This is a genomic window from Chryseobacterium carnipullorum, assembly GCF_003815695.1.
Lineage (GTDB): Bacteria > Bacteroidota > Bacteroidia > Flavobacteriales > Weeksellaceae > Chryseobacterium > Chryseobacterium carnipullorum.
In genome coordinates, this window is sequence record NZ_CP033920.1 from 969,001 (window position 1) to 992,795 (window position 23,795).

Annotated in this window: 18 protein-coding genes; 10 read left to right on the forward strand and 8 right to left on the reverse strand. The window is 36.9% G+C overall.

Annotation, left to right across the window (positions count from 1 at the left end):
• The gene (locus EG346_RS04570; protein WP_123877136.1) at positions 1–975 is read right to left on the reverse strand and encodes a ketoacyl-ACP synthase III; all 975 of its coding nucleotides are present in this window, start codon (positions 973–975) and stop codon (positions 1–3) included.
• Positions 976–1,019: 44 nt separating this feature from the next.
• Here EG346_RS04570 and EG346_RS04575 point away from each other — a divergent pair, with 44 nt between their 5' ends.
• The 10 genes from EG346_RS04575 (at position 1,020) to EG346_RS04620 (ending at position 14,518) form a co-directional block, all read left to right on the forward strand.
• Complete coding sequence (locus EG346_RS04575; protein WP_123877137.1) at positions 1,020–1,589, forward strand: acyltransferase; 570 nt, start codon at positions 1,020–1,022, stop codon at positions 1,587–1,589.
• A 16-nt stretch (positions 1,590–1,605) separates the two neighbouring features.
• Positions 1,606–2,739, forward strand: a complete 1,134-nt coding sequence (locus tag EG346_RS04580) for a glycosyltransferase (protein WP_123877138.1) — start codon at positions 1,606–1,608, stop codon at positions 2,737–2,739.
• Complete coding sequence (locus EG346_RS04585) at positions 2,694–3,701, forward strand: glycosyltransferase family 2 protein (protein ID WP_123877139.1); 1,008 nt, start codon at positions 2,694–2,696, stop codon at positions 3,699–3,701. The genes EG346_RS04580 and EG346_RS04585 overlap by 46 nt, the downstream gene beginning before the upstream one ends.
• An 8-nt stretch (positions 3,702–3,709) precedes the next feature.
• Positions 3,710–4,858, forward strand: a complete 1,149-nt coding sequence (locus tag EG346_RS04590) for a glycosyltransferase (protein ID WP_123877140.1) — start codon at positions 3,710–3,712, stop codon at positions 4,856–4,858.
• An 11-nt stretch (positions 4,859–4,869) separates the two neighbouring features.
• Positions 4,870–5,421: a serine acetyltransferase gene (locus EG346_RS04595; protein ID WP_123877141.1), complete on the forward strand. Its 552-nt coding sequence runs from the start codon at positions 4,870–4,872 to the stop codon at positions 5,419–5,421.
• 456 nt (positions 5,422–5,877) lie between these two features.
• Positions 5,878–10,779: a T9SS type A sorting domain-containing protein gene (locus EG346_RS04600; protein WP_164466326.1), complete on the forward strand. Its 4,902-nt coding sequence runs from the start codon at positions 5,878–5,880 to the stop codon at positions 10,777–10,779.
• Positions 10,780–11,114: 335 nt separating this feature from the next.
• Positions 11,115–11,783, forward strand: coding sequence for a carbonic anhydrase (locus EG346_RS04605; RefSeq protein ID WP_073330405.1), 669 nt, complete (start codon positions 11,115–11,117; stop codon positions 11,781–11,783).
• Between the two features lie 21 nt (positions 11,784–11,804).
• Positions 11,805–12,104, forward strand: a complete 300-nt coding sequence (locus EG346_RS04610) for a hypothetical protein (RefSeq protein WP_123877143.1) — start codon at positions 11,805–11,807, stop codon at positions 12,102–12,104.
• Between the two features lie 141 nt (positions 12,105–12,245).
• Positions 12,246–13,838, forward strand: a complete 1,593-nt coding sequence (locus EG346_RS04615; RefSeq protein ID WP_073330410.1) for a SulP family inorganic anion transporter — start codon at positions 12,246–12,248, stop codon at positions 13,836–13,838.
• A 44-nt stretch (positions 13,839–13,882) separates the two neighbouring features.
• Positions 13,883–14,518 carry a carbonic anhydrase family protein gene (locus tag EG346_RS04620; RefSeq protein ID WP_073330413.1) on the forward strand — a complete coding sequence of 212 codons (636 nt, stop codon included), beginning with the start codon at positions 13,883–13,885 and terminating at the stop codon, positions 14,516–14,518.
• A gap of 199 nt (positions 14,519–14,717) precedes the next feature.
• On the opposite strand, the gene pth is transcribed toward EG346_RS04620, so the two are convergent.
• From pth to mfd, 7 genes are all read right to left on the reverse strand, one after another.
• Positions 14,718–15,281: an aminoacyl-tRNA hydrolase gene (gene pth / locus EG346_RS04625; protein ID WP_073330416.1), complete on the reverse strand. Its 564-nt coding sequence runs from the start codon at positions 15,279–15,281 to the stop codon at positions 14,718–14,720.
• Positions 15,282–15,368: 87 nt separating this feature from the next.
• Positions 15,369–16,301, reverse strand: coding sequence for a hypothetical protein (locus EG346_RS04630; protein ID WP_073330419.1), 933 nt, complete (start codon positions 16,299–16,301; stop codon positions 15,369–15,371).
• Between the two features lie 98 nt (positions 16,302–16,399).
• Positions 16,400–17,275 carry a hypothetical protein gene (locus EG346_RS04635; RefSeq protein ID WP_073330421.1) on the reverse strand — a complete coding sequence of 292 codons (876 nt, stop codon included), beginning with the start codon at positions 17,273–17,275 and terminating at the stop codon, positions 16,400–16,402.
• 152 nt (positions 17,276–17,427) lie between these two features.
• On the reverse strand, positions 17,428–18,171 hold the full coding sequence (locus EG346_RS04640; RefSeq protein ID WP_123877144.1) for a hypothetical protein: 744 nt from the start codon (positions 18,169–18,171) through the stop codon (positions 17,428–17,430).
• 7 nt (positions 18,172–18,178) lie between these two features.
• The gene (locus tag EG346_RS04645) at positions 18,179–18,994 is read right to left on the reverse strand and encodes a hypothetical protein (RefSeq protein WP_123877145.1); all 816 of its coding nucleotides are present in this window, start codon (positions 18,992–18,994) and stop codon (positions 18,179–18,181) included.
• A gap of 3 nt (positions 18,995–18,997) precedes the next feature.
• A complete protein-coding gene (locus EG346_RS04650; protein WP_228423615.1) occupies positions 18,998–19,852 on the reverse strand; it encodes a hypothetical protein in 855 nt (284 codons plus the stop codon).
• A 320-nt stretch (positions 19,853–20,172) separates the two neighbouring features.
• Positions 20,173–23,541, reverse strand: a complete 3,369-nt coding sequence (mfd, locus tag EG346_RS04655; RefSeq protein ID WP_123882567.1) for a transcription-repair coupling factor — start codon at positions 23,539–23,541, stop codon at positions 20,173–20,175.
• Positions 23,542–23,795 lie beyond the last annotated feature (254 nt).

Below are 23,795 nucleotides of genomic sequence, written 5' to 3' on the forward strand. Positions count from 1 at the left end.
TTAAATTTCAAGTATCGTTGCTCCCCACGAATATCCTACTCCAAAACCGGCAATCAATATACGGTCTCCTTCTTTAAGTATTGCTTTATCCATCATATTTTTCAGGGCAATCGGAATCGTTGCTGATACGGTATTGCCTGTATATTCCATATCAATATAAAATTTTTCTGACGGTATTTTAGTTTTTTTTCTTAGGTAATTCAACATAAAAGAATTAGCCTGGTGAAAAACAAAATAATCAATATCCTCCATCGTGAGGCCGTTTGTTTCTAAAGTTTCTTTTACCAATCCCGGAACATTGTCAATTGTAAAATTAAAAATCTCAGGTCCGTTCATGTAAAGATTTTCCGGTTCAAAATCATTTTCAGGATTCAGTTCAAAATCTGTTTTAAAAGCTCCTTTTTTTACAATAAGATTTTCAGCACCACTTCCGTCTGTTCCAAGACAGAACTGGTAATCTTTGCTATTTGCACACTTCTCTACAATTACGGATGCTGATGCATCACCAAATATACTTCGGTTTGCCTTATCCTTAGGATTGATATGCTTTGTATAAGTTTCTGATGTAATCAGTAAAATACTTTTTGCAATACCGGCAGCAATTAATCCTTTAGCAAAAGCCAGTCCATAAACAAATCCGGAACAGCCCAAGTTAAAATCTATAGCTCCAATATTTCTCCGAAGTTCCAGCCTATCCTGGAGTATACAGGCAGTCGTTGGTAGAAAATAGTCAGGACTTTGGGTACAGAAAAGGATAAAATCTACTTTATTTCTGTCATAATTCTCAAAAAGTTTTTCTGAAGACTTTACTGCAAGCTCAAGTACAGTCTCGCTGTCTGAGGAAATGTGGCGCTGCCTGATACCCACCTTATCATGGATTCTATCTGAACTCCACTCAGGGAATTCTTTCTCAAGATCCTCATTAGTAAGAACCTGCTGAGGCAAATAATATTCTATTTTGGAAACTTTTATCATATAAATTCTTTTTCTTTGCAAAAGTAAACAACAAATTTACAATAATGATCTTCATATTCAGAATCGTATTGAAAATATATTCCGTCTGTCACGGCTTTATCAATAAGGCCAACCTTGAAGTTGCTAAATATCATGGTATGAAAGTCGGAAGAAATTTCAATATGCCGGACAAAATTTATTTTGGGACTGAACCTTATCTCATTGAAATAGGTAATGATGTAAATATCGCTGCAGGGGTAAGATTTGTAAATCATGGAGGTACGACTACTCTTCTGAGAAAACTTCCGGGCTATGAGGATGCCAGAATTCTTGGAAGAATTAAAATCGGGAATAACAGTACAATCGGTATTAATTGCGTGATCACTCATGATGTACAGATCGGCAACAATTGCATTTTGGGGGCCAATTCAGTTTTATCACAGTCTATGCCTGACAACACCGTTTTCATTGGCAATCCGGCTCAGTTCCTTTGCACAATAGAAGATTACGGCGACATTGTTTTGAAGAGCAGTCCTGTATATCCAAGAGAACTGGAAAAAGACCGAAAAAAATTAGATGAATATATTAAGGCTAACCTCCCCTATAAATTTAAAAAAGCCAGAAGAATAAGATAAAAACACAAAAAACATAATGAACCGAAAAAAAATTCTATTTGTATATTATCAAAATATACAAATTGGCGGGGTGGCTAAAGTACTCACAAATTTGACTTCAGAACTGGTTGAAAATGGATATGATGTGGATATTCTTTTCTTAATGGACACCCATCCGGATTTTTATCCTGTCAATACAAAAATCACCAAGTATTATATAGATTCTTTTGCAAATAAATACTCAAAATTTGCCACTCATATTAATAAGAAATACAAATTCATTCCTAAAATATATAATATTCATTCCTATTTCTATGATTTAGGATCGTATGTTGTTTTAAAAGAATGGATTAGAGAACATCATCATCATTATGATACCATTGTTTCTTGCTGGTACAAACTTTCTACAATGCTTTCCGGTGAAAAGAATATCAGTCAAAAAACTATCGCCTGGGAACACTCTTCCTTTCGTGTTGGAGGTGTACTATATGATAAATTATTTAGAAAGAACTATAAAAAGCTTAAGAGCATTATCTGTATCAATAAACCTTCTGTAGCATATTACGAAAAACTTAATAAGACTTTTTTTATTCCGAATATGATTGATGAAATTTTTGAGGAGCAAAAGTCTATTACAATCGACCAAAAAGAGAACATTATAAGTTTTGTAGGCAGATTAGATAAAACAAAAAATGTCATTGAACTGGTAAAAATATTTCATGACACCCAGAAAACGTCAGATTGGAAATTACAAATTATCGGAGACGGGCCTGAAAGACAAAACATTACGCAGTATATTAAAGATAATAATTTAGAAAATACTATTTTTCTATTGGGAATAAAGAACCCCTATGAAATATCTCAACTCTTAGGAAAATCTAAAATATTTGCATTCACTTCCCTAAGCGAAGCATTTGGTTTAGCACTGGTTGAGGCCATGTTTTGCAGCAATGCTATTGTTTCCTATGACTGCGAATTTGGTCCCGCTGATATCATTAACGAAAAGAATGGATTTCTGATACCTTTGCATAACCAACAACTCTTTGCTGAAAAACTTGAACTCCTTATCAATAATGATCAATTATTAGACAGTCTTATACAGTCTTCATATGCTGAATCCAATACATGGAAGAAAGAAAAAATAATACAGCAATGGGAAAAAATCCTTTAGAAAAAAGCATCCATATATCTATTATCGTTCCTGTATATAATTCTGCTGATTTTTTACATCAGTGTGTCGATTCCATTTTAAGGCAGACTTACAGAGAGTTTGAATTGCTTTTAATCAATGACGGCTCCAGTGATGATTCTTTAAAAATAATGAATTCTTTTGCTGAACAGGACTCAAGAATTCAGGTCATTGATAAAGTTAAGAATAGCGGGGTGAGCGATACAAGAAATATTGGAATTTCCCTTGCTAAAGGAAAGACGATCTGTTTCATTGATTCTGATGATTGGGTTGAAAAAAACTATCTTCAGGTTTTTATTGACAATTATGTATCATCTGACATTTTACTCCTTCAGAATGTTATTCGGGATAAGCCCAGAAACTTACATTATAAAACCTATAACCTACAAAACGACTTTACAGAATTATTTCTCAGGAATAATTTATTATATTTCGGAGGTCCGTGTGGAAAATTTTTTGAAAGAGAAATAATAACAAAAAACAATATCACTTTTAACAGCGAAGTGAGCTATGGGGAAGATTTGATATTTTTCCTGGAATATATCAAACAAATTCAGGCTATAAACATTATCAATGCAGCGCTCTATCATTATGAATTTACAGAGAATTCTCTAAGCAGAACAAAACATTCTTTTGATTCTTTATTCATATTACACTCTGCCATAGCGGATTTTATTTTTTTCCATCATCAACAAACAGGAAAAAAAATAAAAAAATATATTTATCAGGTTGATTGGGACATAATTGAAGCCTGCATAGATCAAGGCATTATAGGAAAAAAACTCAATAAGGAAGATTCATATATCTGCATGAATAAGATAAAAGCAACTATTGATAAAAATCACTTTCTATACTCCGGCTATTACCGGAAAGTTTTATTTTTGTTACTTAAAACCAAACAGTATCAATTGCTGCTACAATTAAAAAAAAGACTAAATAAATAATATCTATTATTTTGAAAAAAAAAATATTGATCCGAATTGGTTCCCTACGCCATGGTGGTGCTGAAAAAGTTCTTATCAACTTTCTCAAAAATCTTCCTGAGGACAAATATGAAGTAGACCTGCTGATCAACCTTTATACAGGAATGTATATTAAGGAAGTCCCATCATGGGTCAATCTGCACTACCTGATTAAAGGGGAAATGATCACAACCAACAAGCCTCACGAAATTCCGGTGAAAGCATTCAGAGTGCTTTATCAGAAAATGTTTCTGCTATTTCCCTCTCTACTTTATAAATTTGTACTTCAAAATAAAAAATATGATGTAGAAATAGCAGCTATTCATGGGATGTACCGGGAGTTGCTTTCTAGTCCGCAAAAGGATTCAAAAAAAATCATCTGGATACAGAATGACATTTTTAATCTGAAAGAATATACTCCGGATGTGATCAGACAGCTTTTCAAATTCGACCGAATTTTGGTTATTTCCAACAAACTGAAAGAAGAAATGCAGAAGGTGGCCCGGAATGATAAAGAAAAGAAAGCGGTTATTAAAATCTTTAACCCCATTGACAAAACAGATACACTAAATAAGGCAAATACTGCCATCGATGATTATCCTTTTTCCAATGAAATCCCAACTTTCATAACCATTGGAACGGTTTATCCACAGAAAGGCTATGACAGGCTTCTGGATGTCCATAAAAAACTGATGGATGAGGGATTAAAACATCAGATCATCATTATTGGAGATGGTTTCGATTACGAAAATATTCAGACAAAACTTAATCATTTAGGGCTTCAGGAAACGGTAAAAATGTTAGGTTTCAGAAGCAATCCTTATCCTTACCTGAAAAAAGCTGATTTTTATGTGATGTCTTCGAGACATGAAGGCTTCCCTACTATTATTGCAGAAGCATTAATTTTGAATAAGCCTGTTGTATCGACAGATGTTTCCGGAATAAAAGATCTACTTCAGGAAGGAAAATTAGGAATTATTACTCCCAACTCAGAGGACGGGATCTATGAGGGAATGAAAAAATTCCTTACGGATCCGGACCTTGCAGGCCGTTACGAAAAAGAAATTGCGGCAGCTGATCTGCCTTTTGTTCTGCAGAAATCTGTAGCGAAACTTCAGGAAATTATTGACGAATTATAAATATTTTTAGAATGGGTTATACAGTGATACAAAAAGATTTTTACAGGGAAAGCGGAAAATGGCTCTCTTCATTTGAGATCTGGAAAAAGTGTATCAATCCGAACCTGCATTTTATTTATATTCTGAGAAAAGCTCAACAATATAGCGGCAAATCAGTTTTAGGAATATTCTGGAAACTGGTTCTCCGACATTATCAAATAAAATACGGCTACCAGATCTATCCTGAAACTGAAATTGGGGAAGGTTTTTACCTGGGGCACTGGGGAAGCCTGGTCATCAATCCTAAAGCTAAAATTGGGAAAAACTGTAACCTTGCTCAAGGCGTAACTATAGGTCAGCAAAATCGTGGAAAATTAAAGGGTTTTCCCACCATTGGTGATGAAGTATGGATTGGAGCAAACGCTGTCATCGTAGGCGGGATTACGATTGGAAACAATGTTTTAATTGCCCCTAATTCTTATGTTAATTTTGATGTTCCGACAAATTCTGTAGTCCTTGGAAATCCAGGAACAATTACCCCAACAGAAAGAGCGACAGAGGCATACATCAACAATAAAGTATAAAAGTTCTTTCTATAGATTTATATCTACAGAAGTTTTTTTTTCATAAAAAGTCAATTTTTCTATTGTGGGGGAAAATTATTTTATCCATTTTTGTTAAAGAAATTTTAAACACTAAAGTTTGTCTTAATTTAAATATTTCAAAAACACAACAAAAACTTATAAAAACACAACACATGAAAAAAAACTCACAGCTTCAACATGATGCATGTTTCTGTACTGCCTCATTTTTCATCAATGCAAAAACTTATCCGGTCAGGAATCTGGTTTAACGCACAGATATAGCTTAAAACTAAAAACAGCACTTATTTTATCTATTACAGAACGTTCAGTTGCTGATCAAGTTGGGATAAAAAAACCAAACATCATCACTAAAATTGTATTGATATGATTGACTGTTATTTCATTCGGGTTATCGTCTCTCCTATTTCGAAAAAAAACACTTTTAATTTTATACGTATGAAAAAAAAATCGACATTAAAGATTTTTGCTGCAGTCTTTTGCATTGCATCGTCTCATGCTTTTTCGGGAACTATTCTTGTCCCCAAGCTCCATGAGAGAATTACTGAGCCTGATCATAGAATACCCTTGCCTCCAAGCATTTATGATCTTGATCCACTTATCGCCATTTCACAGAATGTGAATGAAAAGGGATTAGTTACAATAAAAGGTAACTTTCAAAAGCCTAATACTGCTGGAGATGTAAAGGTAACCATCAAGTACAAAGATGCTCAAAATAACTGGGTATCTGTATGGTGCAAAACCTTTGCAGGCAATTATGATTACAACGAGGATCTTACCGCTAATTTCGAGCTTCCTGAATCAACTTCGAGTACTCACTCTGTAAAAGTTGAACTCAGTTCAGACGCAAGCATTACCAATTGGCAGTCCATCACATGGGAAAAAACAGTCAAGCACTATAAAAAGGCCAATTATACCTATGGAAACTGCGATTTAGATGAAAACCAGTATACTCTTCTCTTTACCCCTAAAAAAGACGGAACTGTTTTATATAACTCCAATGGATCTGTTTCGGGAGTTAAAGACAGGGTAACTTCTCAACATCTGACAAAAAAATTAGATAATATTGTTTTGTCTTTTCAGGGTAATGCAACATTGGATAATTCCAATACCAACTCACCTATTATTAATATCACCAATCCCAACAGTCTTTCCACGATCGCCAGTTCGCAGAAATTTATCTATCAGGATAGTGATACGAGTCCCTTTGAGTTTTCCTATCACGATCCGGTATATATGTTTGCCGGAAAATTCTCAAATGAAAGTTTTTTCATTAATTTCAGCAACTGGTTCCTACCTCCTGAAGAGGGTGGAGAACCCTGGGGCAGGGGTTATTTAGACTTTACAAATTCTAATGCTCTTCTTAACAGGTATTATAATCTCTACAATTACATCAATGAAAAGCTGGGGGATGTTTTTACCAATCAGCAACCCGTTGTCATTGTTATCAGTAAAGTCACCGGATTAAGAGTCTATAAAGGCAACGGACAATACATTTCTCTTACGGCTACAAGTAATTATAATACAACTAATGATTTTGGCTATCCTCCACTTAATAACAAACAAAGAGGGCCTGGTTCGGAAAACTTTTCGTTAAGCAATACTTCTCAGGCTTCATTGTATGGTGTTGGTGCTATTCGAAACAGAAAAGTCATCAATAGCTGGAACGGTCCATCAAGACCTTTGATCGATATAGAAACCGAAATCAATAAATTTATAAAATATGTAGGCCTTTTCGGAAACCCTACCACAGAAGACTGCCCAACTACCTGTTACACTATAAATCCGGGTGCGGAATCTGATCACGCAGACTGGACCAAAGCTCCCAACAGTTATATTTTTACAGGGAAAGATAACAACGGTAACAGCATTGACGGTTTATACATTCCTGTCAAGAAAGCCCATGCGATGTGGAAAAGCGGTGGGGAATTTATGAAAGATGACAATGAAAATTATACAGGTATTCCTGCCGGAACAGAAGCTGCAGGTTTATACTGGGAAGATGAAGCAGGTCTTATAAAATCCGTATCCCTTGAAGGCTCAGGAGAAAATGCGAGGATTAAAGTGATGATCAATAAATTACTTACCGGAAATGCATCAGTTTCCTACAAAGTAAATAATGAAATATATTGGACATGGCATGTTTGGGTAACCGATGATCCTACAAACGGAAGCGATTATCATCTTGGTTTCGAAAAAGATAAGGATGGACATCTTGTTACAGACTGGAAATGGATGGACAGAAACCTGGGAGCAACCAATGCAGGGTTTCTGGGAAATAACTGGCATAAATCTCAGGGACTACAGTACCAATGGGGAAGAAAAGATCCTTTTCCCGCCTTAGTATATAAAGACGGTACCATGTATGAAATTACCGGAGAAGTAGGAAAGATCAGAAATGAAGGAGCCGTTACCCTACCTGCCGGATCATCAAAAATGCCTGTGAAATTCAGAGGAAGTTTATATTCTGCTCAGGAAAACACAGGGTCCGACACTCCCAATGGAAATATCAGGTATTCTATAAAAAACCCGATCAATCTTATCATACCTCCCCTATATATTAGGAAAAAAGGCGAAACGGTCAATAATAATGATGAAGATATGTTTGTACAGAATGATAACAACTCATGGTACCTACAGCGCCGGACAACTTGGTTCTCTAAAAAGAAATATAAGGTTTTTGATACGTCAAATTCTTCATTAAATGTTTCATGGGACCTGTGGGGTGACACCCGTGGTGGTAAAGTGAGCAACAATAACTCCAGCGATACTCTTGTTGCTAAAGAAAGTATGCGTTATGCTCTGAAATCACCCTATGATCCATGCCCTTGCAACTGGAGAGTACCTTCCTACTATGCTACTATAGGTACTGCGAACAGCTCATCTCCATGGGGAAGAATGGGTGGATCAGGTGATGAAGACAGTTTTACTTCCAATCCGGCAACCTCAACAACCAGATTTAACGGAATTAAGATATATCCGGGAATAGGATTTGATTTCAAAGGAGTTTCCGGACGCGATTTAGGACTGATTCCTATTAACGGAAACTATGAATATTATCCTAACAACGTTACGATCAATGGTGTCGCAGCAGCTTCTGTTTCAGGGCTTGTAAAACCTAGCCTTTTATATCAGGATGGCTCGTCGGACGGATCTTTAGGATCTTCAACTTTTTCCAGCGGATCAGGAGCAGCACCATGGTATGGCCCAAGAGGTTTGTCCTATATCTCCGATCCCGCGAATATCAAAGAACCTCCTTACTTCGGATGGTATAGAATTGCCTCTACATCTCATGATGGAAATACGCACGAAACATCAGGAATACGATGTATTAAGGATCCTAACAATGCTTATATGCCTGCTGTGTTCGCTACCGAATTCATCAGTACTCCATCGGAAGAGTATACTCTTGCGACTTTAAAAGAATGGACAAAAAAACCTAACAGTTATGTGGAATATACGAACAGTACTCTGAATGTAGCAGAAGCTGAAAAAGACCGTATTATTGAAATTCCTTTAAGTAAAGCCTATGCCATGCACAAGCTGCATCTGAGCACTACAGGAGATTTTCCATCAGGAAATATTAAATCTGCATCTGTAGTATGGACCACCAATGTCAATTTGATTCAGAACATAGAAATCATTGACGGAACAAAAGAAACTGCCAAATTAAAAGTTACTTTAAATCAAAACCAATCCGGTAACGGTGTTGTAGCTTTCCATTTGGGTGATTCAGGACAGTGGGCCAATGGCAAAATGCAGGATCCTGTTATCTGGAGCTGGCATATCTGGTCTCCGGAAACAGCAGTATCATCATTGGATTATGAAACGGAGACTTTATCTAACGGAGGTATCATGAATGTTGCGAACACTGCATTTATTAATCCTGTAAAAAGTATAGGCGCTCCACTGAAAACTACTTTCATGGACAGAGATTTAGGAGCATTAATGCGTTTTCCAGATGAGCCGGTAGCCGGAGCAAGTTATAACTATAGCTTTATTCCGCAGATCAGCAAAAGTGGAGGATTGCATTTCCAATGGGGAAGAAAAGACCCTCTTCCGGTTTTCTTTAATCCCGGGGGAAATTATAATTTTGTAACAGGAATTACTTTAACACAGTATGCAGGTATGGCCAGATATACCATTCGTGCACAAAATGGCGCTATCAATAATGGGATAATTCCTTATTCCGGAATTATAGACGACAATTCTTATAAGGCAAATTATTCCAAGGAATATAGTGTAGATTATTCTTTGGTTTTATCTTCTGCAGATTCTAAAAAGGATAAGATTAAAAAGATATTGCAGTATTCGGTTAATAATCCGCTGTATTACCTATACCAGAATCCTTCTACGGAAACCAATCAATTCAAGAAAGTGAGAGACTGGATTTCAGATGAAACCGGACAATTTACAGACAGATGGGGACATGGTTCAGTAAAATCACCTTTTGATCCTTGTCCTGAAGGATGGAGAGTTCCGGATACCTTTTCTGCCGCCGTATATTCTACAATGCCACAATTATCTAATTTTTACAATTATTGGTCATTCTCTCATGGAAATAATCCATGGTATTACAATGGATATCAAACTTCAACGAAGTATGGATTGGCACCAGCAGCGGTATACATGGCAAAAAGAGACGCCTATTCTCCTGCTAACCAGTTTTATCCGGGAAGTATCTCTTCAATCTCCTACTATCCTGCTACAAGATTTGGATTTGTATTTAATAACAGCAGATTCACAATAGGCAACTTTGCAAATAATGGAATAAGAGGTTTTCAGGGAGGAAAAGATCTTACATTAGTCACAGCTGACGGTACAAGCAGATTGAGATTTAATCAATCCGGAATATGGACCGCTTCTCCTTCTGATGTTTACTCAGGAGCGGGTATAGGAATGATTTTTGATATTGCATCTTCAGGAGAGTTTAACTTCCAGACAGGATATCCGCACTATCCGCAGGCAGCAATGTCATGTCGCTGTGCCAAAATTCAATATGACGGAAATGGCAATGAGATAGGAAGATATGATCCCAATGCTGTTGCTGTCCCTAAAGATGCATTAAAAAAAGCGTCTAAAACTTTTGCTAAAACAAAAATTGAAGAAATTGTTGCAAAAGATAAGTTTACAGTATTCCCGAATCCGGTGAAAAGTGTTCTTTACATAAAACCTAATGATGTCAAGGAATACTATTATCAGATTTACAACATGTCCGGACAACTGGTAAAATCGGGTAAGTTTGAAAATGAAAAAACTGATCTTTCTTCTTTAATATCTGGAGCATATCTGATGAGAATTAACAACTCTGAAGTGCTTGTAAAAATTATTAAAGAATAGTATTTTAAGTAATATGAAACTTGAACCGCCTCAGTTTTGAGGCGGTTTTTTGATGAATTAAGAATATTTTAATCTTCAATTTTAATTTTTTCATTTATAGTTTGTAATTTTATATAGGCATTTTGAGTTTGGATTATTATTTTTTAATGGGAATTCATCCGGAAACTGCAAGTATCAGTCATTTTGAATATGATTTTAAGCATATTTTAATATTAAATATTGTTAAAACTGATTGGCTTTTCAGCAAAAACTATATTTTTGCATAGTTATCGATTTAATCTATTGAATTTGAAAATAATTTAAACGAAATAAATAATTATAAACCAATTAAAATTATGTCACAATCGTACGAAGTTATTTTCGAAAACAACAGAAAGTGGGTAGAGTCTAAAATCTCACAAGATCCTGAATTCTTCCATGAGCTTGCAAAAACTCAAAATCCTGATTATTTGTACATTGGATGTTCAGATAGCAGGGCTACAGCGGAAGAGATCATGGGAGCAAAACCTGGAGAAGTTTTTGTCCACAGAAATATTGCTAATGTCGTTAATACTTTAGACATGAGTTCCACAGCGGTCATTCAATATGCTGTAGAACATCTAAAAGTAAAACACATTATCGTATGCGGACATTATAACTGTGGCGGTGTAAAAGCAGCGATGACTCCTCAGGACCTGGGATTATTAAATCCTTGGTTGAGAAACATCCGGGATGTTTACAGATTGCACCAGGCTGAATTAGATTCTATCGAAGATGAAGGAAAACGTTATGATAAACTTGTGGAACTTAATGTTCAGGAGCAATGCATCAACGTGATCAAAATGGCTTGCGTACAGGAAAGATACATCATTGATGAGCATCCTGTTGTACACGGCTGGGTATTTGACCTTAGAACAGGTAAGATTATTGATTTGGAGATCGATTTTGAAAAAATTCTGAAAGACATCCAAAAGATCTACAACCTTACAAGTTCTGATTGGGTAATGAGCAGAAAAACAAAATAGTTTTTCTAAAATGAATGTAAGATGAAATTCTGGAGTATTATTGTATTGACCTTTTTCCTAAACTTCACAGCACTGCCAGGCATTGCTGCTGTTGCCGGCTGGGATCTTGTAAGGACCAATGTAATAATCAATGAAGAGGAACCTCATTCTCACCCATCATCTTTTATTGTTTACGAAAAGACCCTTCCTAAACCTTTAGACGTATTTGATTACGTAAAGTTTTCAGAACCTGATCTTCAGGGTGTGTCTTTTGAGCTGATAGATGATTCTTTTCATCTGTCTCCCCTACTCACCATATTTTCTCCGCCTCCGGAAGCTTAATTTTTAAGTATAGTTAGATTTTTTAATAGTATTCATATCAAAACTGATATCGGGTACGTGTGCTTTTAAATTAAATTTCCAATCTTTTATAATTGATTATCTAAGGATAGATCAGTCGGTTATAGTATTTTTCAAAACATTATGAAAAAAACATCATTCATAGGAGGAATCAAGGAGAATTTCCCTTCAGGACTCGTTGTATTCTTAGTAGCGCTTCCATTATGTCTGGGAATCGCTTTAGCATCCGGAGCTCCCCCTTTGTCCGGCATCATCTCCGGTATTGTAGGAGGATTAGTCGTAGGGTTTCTCAGTAATTCAAATATATCAGTTTCAGGTCCGGCTGCCGGACTTACCGCCATTGTTTTAACCGCTATTACAGATCTCGGAGCATTTGATCTTTTTCTTTGTGCCGGAATCATTGCGGGACTTATGCAGCTGATCTTAGGATTCGTCAGAGCAGGAAGTATATCCAATTATTTTCCTAATAATGTGATTGAGGGAATGCTTGCTGCCATCGGAATCATTATTATCTTAAAACAAATCCCTCACGCCATGGGATTCGACAAAGATTACGAAGGGCATGAATCTATTTTTGACAACGGACTCAATTTAGGATATTTCACGGAATTATTCGGAGCGATCCATACTGGAGCGATCCTGGTAACCCTGTTTTCAGTAGGTATCCTTATTGCATGGGATAGAATTACGGTTTTAAAAAGAATGAAAATGCTTCCCGGAGCATTGGTAGCAGTAGTGGCAGGAATACTTCTTAACGAATTATTCAAACTGTCCGGAAGCTCTTTGGCGATTGGTACACAACACCTCGTTTCGCTACCTGTTCCTAAGTCATTGGATGATTTCAAAAATCTTGTTACGATGCCTGATTTTAATGGATTCACCAACCCTAAGGTATGGATAGTCGGGGCCACCATTGCCATTGTAGCTTCTATAGAAACACTGCTTTGTATTGAAGCATCAGACCGATTAGATAAACAGAGAAGAATTACCGACACGAATCTTGAGCTTAAGGCGCAGGGAATCGGAAACCTGATCAGTTCATTTATAGGAGGGCTTCCTATGACTTCTGTAGTGGTAAGAAGTTCCGCCAATGCCAACTCAGGGGCCACATCAAAATCATCGGCCATGATCCACGGTCTGCTTTTACTGGTATGCGTGCTGACCATTCCCTTTATATTGAACCTTATACCGCTGGCTACACTAGCAGCAGTATTGATTCTTGTAGGGTACAAACTCGCAAAACCTGCCACGTTCAAGCATTTCTGGCATCTGGGTAAATTCCAGTTTATTCCGTTTGTCGCTACGGTAGTTGCTGTAGTAGCTACTGACCTTCTCAAAGGAGTGGGTATTGGTCTGGCTATTTCCGTATTTTATATCCTTCAGGGAAATATGAAACGGGCTTATTATCTTAGCAGAGAAAAACTGGATGATGCAGACGGGATTAATATTAAGCTTGCCGAGGAAGTTTCTTTCTTAAATAAGGCAGCAATAAAAAAGACTTTGAAAAATATCAAGTCCAATTCTACCGTGATCATTGATGCAAGAGGGACTTCATATATTGCGACGGATGTACTGGAAATGATCCAGGATTTCGCCAATATACGGGCAAAAGAAGAAGACATCAATGTGGAACTGTTAGGCTTCAAAACTTCATACAAAGACTATGAAACAAACGAAGATTCTCACATTCTGATCACACACAAAAGAGCAATGTAAGCTCATTCCAATAATTTTTTTAATTTTAAACAGAAATAAATCATATGAAAGCACATACACACGAAACTCAATCTACAATTACGCCTGAAAAAGCATTAGACTTTTTAAAAGATGGAAATCAGAGATTTGTAAATAATCTAAAAGCAAACAGAGACCTTTTAGGACAAGTGAATGCAACGCGGGAAGGACAATGGCCTTTTGCCGTAGTTCTAAGCTGTATCGACAGCCGTACTTCTGCAGAACTTATCTTTGATCAGGGATTGGGAGATATTTTCAGTATCAGAATTGCCGGTAATTTTGTAAATCAGGACATTTTAGGCTCTATGGAATTTGGTTGTAACGTGGCAGGGTCCAAACTTGTAGTCGTTTTAGGACATACTAAGTGTGGTGCACTAAAAGGAGGCCTTGACGCGGCACAAATTCAGGAAATGGGAATGGATAATCTGAACCATCTGATTAATCATTTTGACCCAATTATCAATAACATTATCGAAGAAGGAGAAGAGCGTTCATCAAAAAACAGCTCACTTTTAGAAAGATTAAATCAGCAAAACGTAAAAAGTGCCATCGAAGACATCCGTGCACAAAGCTCAACACTTAAAAACCTTGAAGATGAAGGTAAAATTAAAATAGTTGGAGCCAACTATGATGTTGAAACCGGAGTAGTAACCTGGTTGTAAGAACTAAAATTTGCACATTTATAATAAACGGATATAAAAAATCAGATTGGAAATTGATTTTTAAAGCACAAAAGAAGACCACCAAAATATCGGTGGTCTTTATTTTTTGATAAATTTTCTGAACTTAATGACTGTACTCTAATGATAAAGGAAATTAAACAATCTATTCTATCTAGATCCAGAATAAGATAATCGTGAATTACTTTCCGTTGAATGCTGACATTGTATTGTTGATACCGGCAAAAACAAAAGACAGGCTGGCTTTCGAAAATTGATCAATTCGCTCACCAAGTTTTTCAGCCTCCTCTGTATTCCATGTTCCCAGCACATAATCTACCTGACGGCCTTCGGAAAAGTCTGCAGAGATTCCAAATCGAAGTCTTGCATAATTCTGGGTTTTCAGCATTTCATTGATGCTTTTCAGACCGTTGTGACCTGCATCGGAGCCTTTCATTTTCATTCTCAGAGTTCCGAACGGAAGGGCAAGATCATCTGTAATGATCAGTACATTCTCCAATGGGATATTCTCCTTCTGCATCCAGAACTTTACCGCATTTCCGGAAAGGTTCATATAGGTATCAGGCTTCAGGACGAAAACTTTTCTTCCCTTGTATTTCCCTTCTGCCATCCAGCCAAAATTGGTTGTATTAAATGAAGCTTCCAGTGTTTCCGCTATTTTCTCAGCTACTTTAAATCCTATATTGTGGCGTGTATTTTCGTATTCCGGACCTTTGTTTCCAAGGCCAACTATTAAATATTTCATTTAGAAATTTTTTGCAAAATTAAGCGATAAAAAATAAAAAAAACCCAATCTTACAAAGATTGGGCCTGTATATTTTAAAGATTCTTGTTAGAATGGCTTATAAATGTAGTTCACTCCAAATCCTTTCGTCATATACGTCTGAGGATCGTAGTTATAGTTTGTTGTTCTGCTTACAGGAGATGGAATTGGTGGTATCAGGTCTGTTACAGACAATTTCTTAGGATTATTCGGAGACAAGATATGGCTTTCTCTGTCATTGATCTCTGTAGATAGAAGTCTTGAAATTTTATAAACCCCAGGCAGCAGTGTAAACGGACTGATTTCAGTATCATAATTTACAAAATCATATGCCAATCTGGTGGTAGGTCTTCCAAATGCTCCACCAGCCATAGGTCCGTAATTTCTTACTACTCTGGATACGTTATCCCCTAAATAAGTATATCCTGTTTTAGAATAGCTGATAAACACAAACGGCGTTCCGGAGACATCAGGACCATTTTTCATAATGATAGAATCCAGTTTAGCGGTAGAAGCGTTATATTTCAGATTATAAAGTGCTTTTGTTTTTCTTAAAAGCGTCTGAGGTCCAGGATTTGTTGCAGGAGGAACAGGCGGCGGTCTTCTGAAAACAGAACGGTTTTCAGAAATTGTCTCTAACCTGTCGTTGGGTCCATAAGTAAATAACTGGCTGTAAGAAACACTGTCTTTATCGAGCTTTCCGTTTCCATCAAGATCCAGAAATCCATTGAAGGAAATTTGGCTCACTTTGTTGCCACTGTAAGCAATATCCGTAATTGAAGCACTGTCCGTGATTACTTTTGTTACCAAAAGGCCACTGTAGTGATATTCTGCTAATGTATCTTTATCTGTGATTTCTCTGTATAATGCTCTAGGACCATTTAATCCTCCTGTATTATTCAGATCCAGTAATGGATCTCCGTTTTCGTCCAACATGTCCTTGCAGGAATGTATTGAAGAAACCCCTGCTATTAATAAAATAAAGTAGAAAAGTCGTTTCATTTCCAGGTAATTGTTTATTTTTTGACAAATATAACTTTTTTTTGAACAAAAGTTATGTTTTTATTTATATTCTAATAAAACCGATAATCAATTGAGGCTTATAAGGTTCTGTATGCATATTTAAGCACCTGATCCTTATCGGAAACCGGATAGTTAAATGCATCATACACATAAGTCATTGGGGTATTCACTCCAGATGCAGGACTTGGAGGCATTACAAATACAGATGTAGGATTATTGGGAGAAATTCTGTAGAAATTTTCAGGACGGATCAAGCTCCAGGCTGTGAAAAATGTTTTCGGAAGCGTTGAGAACGGGTTAACCTTAGAATCATAATTCTGAAAGCTGTACACAGTTAACTTAGCGGTAGTCATATTAGGAGCACCTGTTCCGGTAAGAGTACCATTGGTGCATTCTGCTTTAAAAATATTATCTCCATTATAAGTAAAAGTGCTTTCAGTAAATAAGCTGTATGCGGTATTTCCTGATACTTTTCTTTTTTCCAGAATTTTAACAAGCTTTTTGCCTGTAGCATCATAGGTAAATGTATAATCACTTACAAATGAATCTATGGCGGCAGCCGCTGTAGCGGTACAAGTAGCACTGTATACATTCCCTTTGCTGTCTTCACTTACGCTGAAATCATAAGCCATACTGCCTGTTAAACTTCCAACAAATTTTATTTTTCCAATTTTATTATTGATATACGTCGCTGTACCTGTATAATAATTATTGGTCACTCCATCTCTTAACATTCCTTTCTGAAAAACAGTTCCATTGACTGTATATTCTTCCTGAACATTATTGTTTAATGTGATTTTTTCCAGGACTCTGGCTGGTGGAGGGGTTGTATTCCCGTTATTTCCGCCATTATTGGCGCTTGGTTCAAATTGATCTGATGAAGAATTGTCACATGAAACCAGAAGCCCGAAAACCACTCCGGTAATGACTTTAAAAAGATAGTTTTTTCCCATGAAAAAATATTTTAGTGAGTTTACAAATATAATTTATTTTTTTGATGAAAACATTCACTTATTCAACAAATCCACAACAATGTTTATCTTTTGATAAAAAAAACCTAAAAACATAATGCTTTTAGGTTTATAATGATGATCTATTGCTTAATTTAGTAAGGCTGAAGTACAGATGTTGTCAAAACAGACTGAGACATCTCATTATTCAGAAATTGCGTATTAACGGCAGTTCCTATTCCTAAAGTCCCCGAATTCAGGTTTCTTTTGGTACAGGCTACTGACACGTTGTAATTGTTCTTCGGAGTAAGATTCGTAAGGGTTGCATTAAGATTAAAGATTTTATAACTTCCTTCCGATCCTATTAAAACATCCGTTCTAACCGCTCTAAGATTGTTATCCACAAAAATCCCGCAGGCAAAACCTGAAGAAGCATTCGCATTCCCTGTTTTCTGGGCTGTCGTCTGAAAAGTAAAAACCACTTTATTGACAGCATTGGTAATAGAAAAAGTATCAACTGTTCCAGGAAGAACGGTCCAGGTATTGTTAATGGCCGTTCCCTCCGTGTAGGGAGTTGTAGCCCCATTAGGAGAGGAAAAAGTGGCACCGGTTTGATCCGAAACCGTATTCAGTGAAAACACAGACATACTACCCTGCCCATCAGCAATTTTTATACTCTTCCAGTCATTCGCATTCATTTCCGAATTGTTATGAAAAATAGTTCCGGCTGATCCGGCTGATCCTTTCAATAAATTCGTTCCTCCGGTCCTGATTTCTTTTCTTACGTTGATATCACCGTTTATATCCAGCATCGTACTAGGATTGGGAGTATTTACCCCCACCTGTGCATTGGCTACTACAGCAAACAGCAAAGATTTTATAATAATAATTTTTTTCATGCCTAGATTAGTTTATAATTGCATTAAACACCTGAGGAACCTCATATACATCTACCTTCAGAGAAGACTGAGCAATAAAGCTGTTAATGTTCGTTTCTGCATTGATTCCTATAGCCAGTACAACATCACTTGCAGTTCTGTAGGACCCAAGTCTTGAACAGGCAACGCTTACCGTATGCTGTCCTTTGGAAAGATTAGCGACTACTCCAATCTGATTATGGGTAATAAAAGTACTGCTTGCACTACTTGCTTTTAAGTTTCTCTGCCTTAGATTGACAAGCTTGTTATCCACAAAAATACCACATGCATAATCTATAGAAATATCCGGTGTTCCGTTGGCCGGCAGGTTAGCCTGCACTACGGTCTCAAACTGAAAATAAGTTTTGCTTTCTGTACTAAAAACGCTGATAGGCTGTGACAAACCAGCAATACTCTTAAATCCCGGAAGGCTGGAAATATCAGCCCCTTTAGTAAATGCCGTATTTTTAGCCGCAATACTGGACTGTTCCGTACTGGTAAATTTCACTCCGGTTCTGTCTGAAAAAGAGTTATTGAATATTAAATAGAATTTGTTAGGCTCATATTCAGGAATACGAAGTGATTTCCAGATTGGAGGATAACCTTCTCCCTGAGAAACAAGAATCTGGTCGTTATTTCCCTGAGAAAGACTGTTGTCTGTAGGGTTCAGAACAACGATTTTATTTCTTAAATTGATATCACCGTTGATATCAAGTTTTGCTTTTGGAGAATTGGTATTGATTCCCACTTGAGCAGAAAGAGACAGTCCTGCTATAAAAAACAGGATTGATATAATATTTTTCATCAATTAATTGCTTTTATAAGTTACATATTCAATAACATCGATCTTCATAATCGACTCCAGTGTAAATGCATTGGAAACCGTATTCGTATCCGACACATTACGTCCTACGGTAAACTGCGAATTTACATTTGATGCATTGATTTTTCGGCACGCTACTTCAAGCTTCTGGGTGCCAATTGGAACATTCTGCTCTGTATAGTTAAGGGTAAAAATATAATCCTGAATACCGGATTTCTCTGTATTGTTGTTTGAAACAACCTTATCCGGACGTACTGCTACCAATTTTCCGTTTCGGAAAACACCACAGGTAAAAGTAATAGATTCTGAAGTAGCAGCATCGGGAGCCTTCATTTCTATCCCTGTCTGAAACTGATAAGTAAGTCTGTTTTTTCCGTTTTTGATGATAAAACTGTTTTGCAATCCATCAATTTTCGACCACTTTCCCTTTGAGGTATCGGTAATATCATCACCTACACTATTTTTATAAACATCATCTGCCGCGACACCACTTGAAAGCGTCGTAATACCTGCCTGATCTGAAGAAAGGTACGAATTGATCAATTTGTACTGTCCTTCCTCCATAAAGGAAACATTCAATGATTTCCAGACAGCAGGCAAGCCTTCTCCCTGTGAAACCAAAACCTGGCCGTTCAACCCGGCACTTCCTGCCTGAGAAGATGTACCGCCTACTCTAAGTTCTTTTCTTAACGTGGTTTTCCCGTTGACATCGAGATTAGATTTGGGAGAAGCAGTCCCAATTCCCACTTGCGCATTAGCAGAAAGCGATAAAAGCCCGGCTGCGCAACAATAGATAATTCTTTTCATAATATGGGCTGCAAAGGTATGAATTAAAATCATAAAAAAAACTTTATGACCAGTTAAACTGGTAGAAATAAAGCAATTACGTTATAGAATTAATTGTACCAAAAAGTAGAATTATTACTACAAATCATTTCTTTTTTCATGTTTTGAGCAGAACAAACCCCGGTAAACCCAATAACAGCAATAGATACAGCGTTTTCTTTTCTCATTATATGGTGATTTTAAAGCCCTTTAAGATCTACATTATATCATCCGTTTTTTAGCATTTCTACTGAAAAAAATCATAAAAAAAGATCCGAAAACTTACATTTCCAGATCTTTTTTGTTTTTTATTAAAATTTTAAAGCACATTTTATTTAATGATGCCCGATAATGGTCTTCAACAGCATATTAACCTCATCCACATTTTTCACTTTTTCTTTTCTCATCATGAGTAGATTTCCTTCTTTTCCCACCTTCTCTTTAAGTTGTGCTTCCGCCGGATTTTGGGTTAAATAGCTGATGATATGCCTGAATCTATCCGTCTGATAAAACTTATCCTGAGGATTAGCCGGAAAATATCCTAAAAATACGCCATTCTTCATAACGATTTTTTCAAACCCGATGTCGGCAGCAAGCCATTTCAGCGCAACACTCTTTAACAAATTAACCGCTTCTTGAGGTAAAGCACCAAAACGATCAATCAGCTCCAATTCAAACTGATGGAGATCCTTCTCATTGTTGATCTCTGCAATTTTCTGATACAGGAGCAGCCTTTCTTCTGTATTGGAGATATAGAAATCCGGTAGCATCAGCTCAAGATCCGTATCAATATTTACATCTTTAACGGATTTGAAAAGTTTCTGCCTGTCCTCTTCATTATCAAATAAATTTTCGAAGTCCGCATCATCTTTAAGCTCTTCCAAAGCTTCCTGCATCATTTTCTGATACGTTTCAAAACCCATCTCATTAATAAAACCACTCTGTTCTGCTCCCAGAAGATCTCCGGCACCACGAATCTCCAAATCTTTCATGGCAATCTGAAATCCACTTCCAAGATCTGAAAACTGTTCAATCGCTTCCAGTCGTTTTCTGGCATCGGAAGTCATCATATCATAAGGAGGTGTAATCAGGTAACAGAATGCTTTTCTGTTGCTACGCCCTACTCTTCCTCTCATCTGGTGAAGATCCGCCATTCCGAATCGGTGCGCATCATTAATAAAGATGGTATTCGCATTGGGAACATCTACTCCACTTTCAACAATAGTAGTAGCCACAAGCACATCATACTTTCCTTCCATAAAATCAAGCACATTTTTTTCCAGTTGCTTGCCTTCCATCTGACCATGTCCTGTAATGACTCTTGCATCGGGGACCAGTCTCTGGATGAGCCCGGCAATATCTTTAAGGTTTTCTACCCTGTTGTTGATAAAATAAACCTGCCCGTCTCTCTGAAGCTCATAAGAAACAGCATCCCTGAGTATTTCTTCGCTAAATCCTGTCAACTGTGTATCAACAGGCTGTCTGTTTGGTGGTGGAGTTTTGATCACCGAAAGGTCTCTTGCCGCCATCAGCGAAAACTGAAGGGTTCTTGGGATCGGAGTAGCAGTTAATGTAAGAGTATCAACATTATTTTTTAAGGTTTTCAGCTTATCCTTTACGGAAACTCCGAATTTATGCTCTTCATCAATAATCAGCAATCCTAAATCTTTAAATTTAACTGAAGCGCTCACTAGCTGATGGGTTCCTATTATAATATCTACCTTTCCATTTTTAAGACCATCTAAAGCTTCTGCTTTCTGCTTGGCTGTTCTGAACCTGTTTACATAAGAAACATTCACCGGAAAATCTTTCAATCTTTCTTTGAAACTTCTGAAATGCTGGAAAGCAAGAATCGTTGTAGGAACCAGCACAGCTACCTGCTTTCCATCCGTTGCCGCTTTAAATGCTGCCCGGATAGCAACTTCTGTTTTACCAAACCCCACATCTCCGCAGACCAGCCTGTCCATCACCGTATCTGCTTCCATATCCCTTTTTACATCAATGGTTGCTTTTTCCTGATCCGGAGTGTCTTCATAAATAAAGCTCGCTTCCAGTTCATTCTGGAGATAAGAATCCGGAGTGAAAGAAAATCCTTTTGCTGTCTTTCTTTCAGCGTATAATTTTATAAGGTCAAAAGCTATTTGTTTTACTTTGGCTTTTGTTTTCTGCTTCAAAGATTTCCAGGCCGGTGACCCCAGCTTACTAAGGACAACTTCCTTACCGTCCGGCCCATTGAATTTTGAGATCTTATGAAGCGAATGAATACTTACATATAATAAGTCTCCATTTTTATAGGTTAGCTTAAAACATTCCTGGATCTTCCCATCATTATTAACTTTAACAAGTCCCATGAATTTTCCGATTCCATGATCAATGTGAGCAATGTAGTCTCCAATTTTCAAGGACATCAGATCTTTCAGGGTAAGCTGTTCAGATTTTGCAAAAGTATTTTTCGCTTTATACCGCTGGTAACGGTCAAAGATCTGATGATCTGTATAGACCAAAAGCTTCTGCCCGTTATCTACGAACCCCTCATGAAGTTCAGACCTGAAGCTTTTGAAAGGAAGTTCATGTTCCAGTTCTTCAAATATAGACTCCAGCCTTTCTCTCTGCTTTTCAGTTGAAAAAGAGATCCAGGTATCGAACCCTTCATTCTGCTTTTCTTCAAGATCTTCAATTAATAATTCAAAATTCTTATGAAAAGAAGGTTGTGGAAGCTGTTCTACTTTTATTTCGGTGATTTCTTTGATTCCCTCAATAGGAGTACCCGCAAAATCAATGGTTTTAAACTTTTTAAAATCAAACAGGAATTCCTGGTCTGATATAAAAAGCTCCTGAGGTTTTCTGTGAGCAATATCCTTACTCAAAGTATCATATTTCTCCAGAGATTTCTCATAAAAAGTTCTGATCTTCTGCATTCCGACAGGACCGTTCCTTGAAATGATAAAGCTATCAACAGGCAATAGTTGCAGCAGTGAAACTCTGGTTCCAGTTACAGAAAAATTCATGTTGGAAACCAGCTGAAAATCTTTCACTTTATCCACGGAAAGCTGAGTTTCAATATCAAAAGTTTTAATACTTTCTACCTCATTTCCGAAGAATGTGAGACGGTATGGTTTTTCGTAAGAATACGAAAATACGTCTACAATTCCACCTCTGACAGAAAATTCTCCGGGTTCAGAAACAAAATCTGTCTGCTGAAAGCTATAATGAGTAAGCAACTCGTCTACAAAATCGAAATCAAGCTGATCCCCTACCTTTATATGGTGTGATATCGCCTTGAAATCTTCTTTCTTTAAGACCTTTTCAGATAACGCTCCCGCATAGGCAACGATAACTTTGGGAGACTTTCCGGAATTGATCTTATTTAAGACCTCTGTTCTAAGGACAAGATTGGCATTCTGCGTTTTTTCTACCTGATAAGGCTCCAGGTGTGTTGCAGGAAAGTACAGTACTTTATCCTTTCCCATCAGGTCTTCCATTTCTGTATTGGCATACAAAGCATCTTCTTTATCATCTACCAGATAAAGGATGGTTTTCTTCCGGGTCAAAAAAAGCTCGGCCACAAAAATAGAAACCGAAGAACCGGCACTTCCCTTTACGGAAATATGCTGGCTGTTTTCTAACTGAGTAAATATTTCTTTTCCAAATTCTTGATGAAGAAGGTCCGGAAGAAATTTTTCGTGAATGGGTTTTAGCTGCATAAATAGTAATGGCATAAACGACAAAAGCGATTTCGGGAGTGATCCGAAACCGTTTATGCACAACAAAGGTAAGGATATTTTTTTCTTTAAAGGAAAATCAGGTAATCTCTGCAACCTAAATAAAATCAGTTAATACATACCCAAATCTTAATTTTTTTACAAATTTATCTAATTAAAAGTTAAAAAAAATAAGGATTTATCCCATGGCATAGTGTTTGGGAATGTGACCTTATCGAAACTTAAAGAAATAATAT

Coding starts and splice junctions, on each gene's coding strand:
- EG346_RS04570 (WP_123877136.1), bottom strand. CDS start 975: ATGATAAAAGTTTCCAAAATAGAATATTATTTGCCTCAGCAGGTTCTT.
- EG346_RS04575 (WP_123877137.1), top strand. CDS start 1,020: ATGATCTTCATATTCAGAATCGTATTGAAAATATATTCCGTCTGTCAC.
- EG346_RS04580 (WP_123877138.1), top strand. CDS start 1,606: ATGAACCGAAAAAAAATTCTATTTGTATATTATCAAAATATACAAATT.
- EG346_RS04585 (WP_123877139.1), top strand. CDS start 2,694: ATGGAAGAAAGAAAAAATAATACAGCAATGGGAAAAAATCCTTTAGAA.
- EG346_RS04595 (WP_123877141.1), top strand. CDS start 4,870: ATGGGTTATACAGTGATACAAAAAGATTTTTACAGGGAAAGCGGAAAA.
- EG346_RS04600 (WP_164466326.1), top strand. CDS start 5,878: ATGAAAAAAAAATCGACATTAAAGATTTTTGCTGCAGTCTTTTGCATT.
- EG346_RS04605 (WP_073330405.1), top strand. CDS start 11,115: ATGTCACAATCGTACGAAGTTATTTTCGAAAACAACAGAAAGTGGGTA.
- EG346_RS04610 (WP_123877143.1), top strand. CDS start 11,805: ATGAAATTCTGGAGTATTATTGTATTGACCTTTTTCCTAAACTTCACA.
- EG346_RS04615 (WP_073330410.1), top strand. CDS start 12,246: ATGAAAAAAACATCATTCATAGGAGGAATCAAGGAGAATTTCCCTTCA.
- EG346_RS04620 (WP_073330413.1), top strand. CDS start 13,883: ATGAAAGCACATACACACGAAACTCAATCTACAATTACGCCTGAAAAA.
- pth (WP_073330416.1), bottom strand. CDS start 15,281: ATGAAATATTTAATAGTTGGCCTTGGAAACAAAGGTCCGGAATACGAA.
- EG346_RS04630 (WP_073330419.1), bottom strand. CDS start 16,301: ATGAAACGACTTTTCTACTTTATTTTATTAATAGCAGGGGTTTCTTCA.
- EG346_RS04635 (WP_073330421.1), bottom strand. CDS start 17,275: ATGGGAAAAAACTATCTTTTTAAAGTCATTACCGGAGTGGTTTTCGGG.
- EG346_RS04640 (WP_123877144.1), bottom strand. CDS start 18,171: ATGAAAAAAATTATTATTATAAAATCTTTGCTGTTTGCTGTAGTAGCC.
- EG346_RS04645 (WP_123877145.1), bottom strand. CDS start 18,994: ATGAAAAATATTATATCAATCCTGTTTTTTATAGCAGGACTGTCTCTT.
- EG346_RS04650 (WP_228423615.1), bottom strand. CDS start 19,852: ATGATTTTAATTCATACCTTTGCAGCCCATATTATGAAAAGAATTATC.
- mfd (WP_123882567.1), bottom strand. CDS start 23,541: ATGCAGCTAAAACCCATTCACGAAAAATTTCTTCCGGACCTTCTTCAT.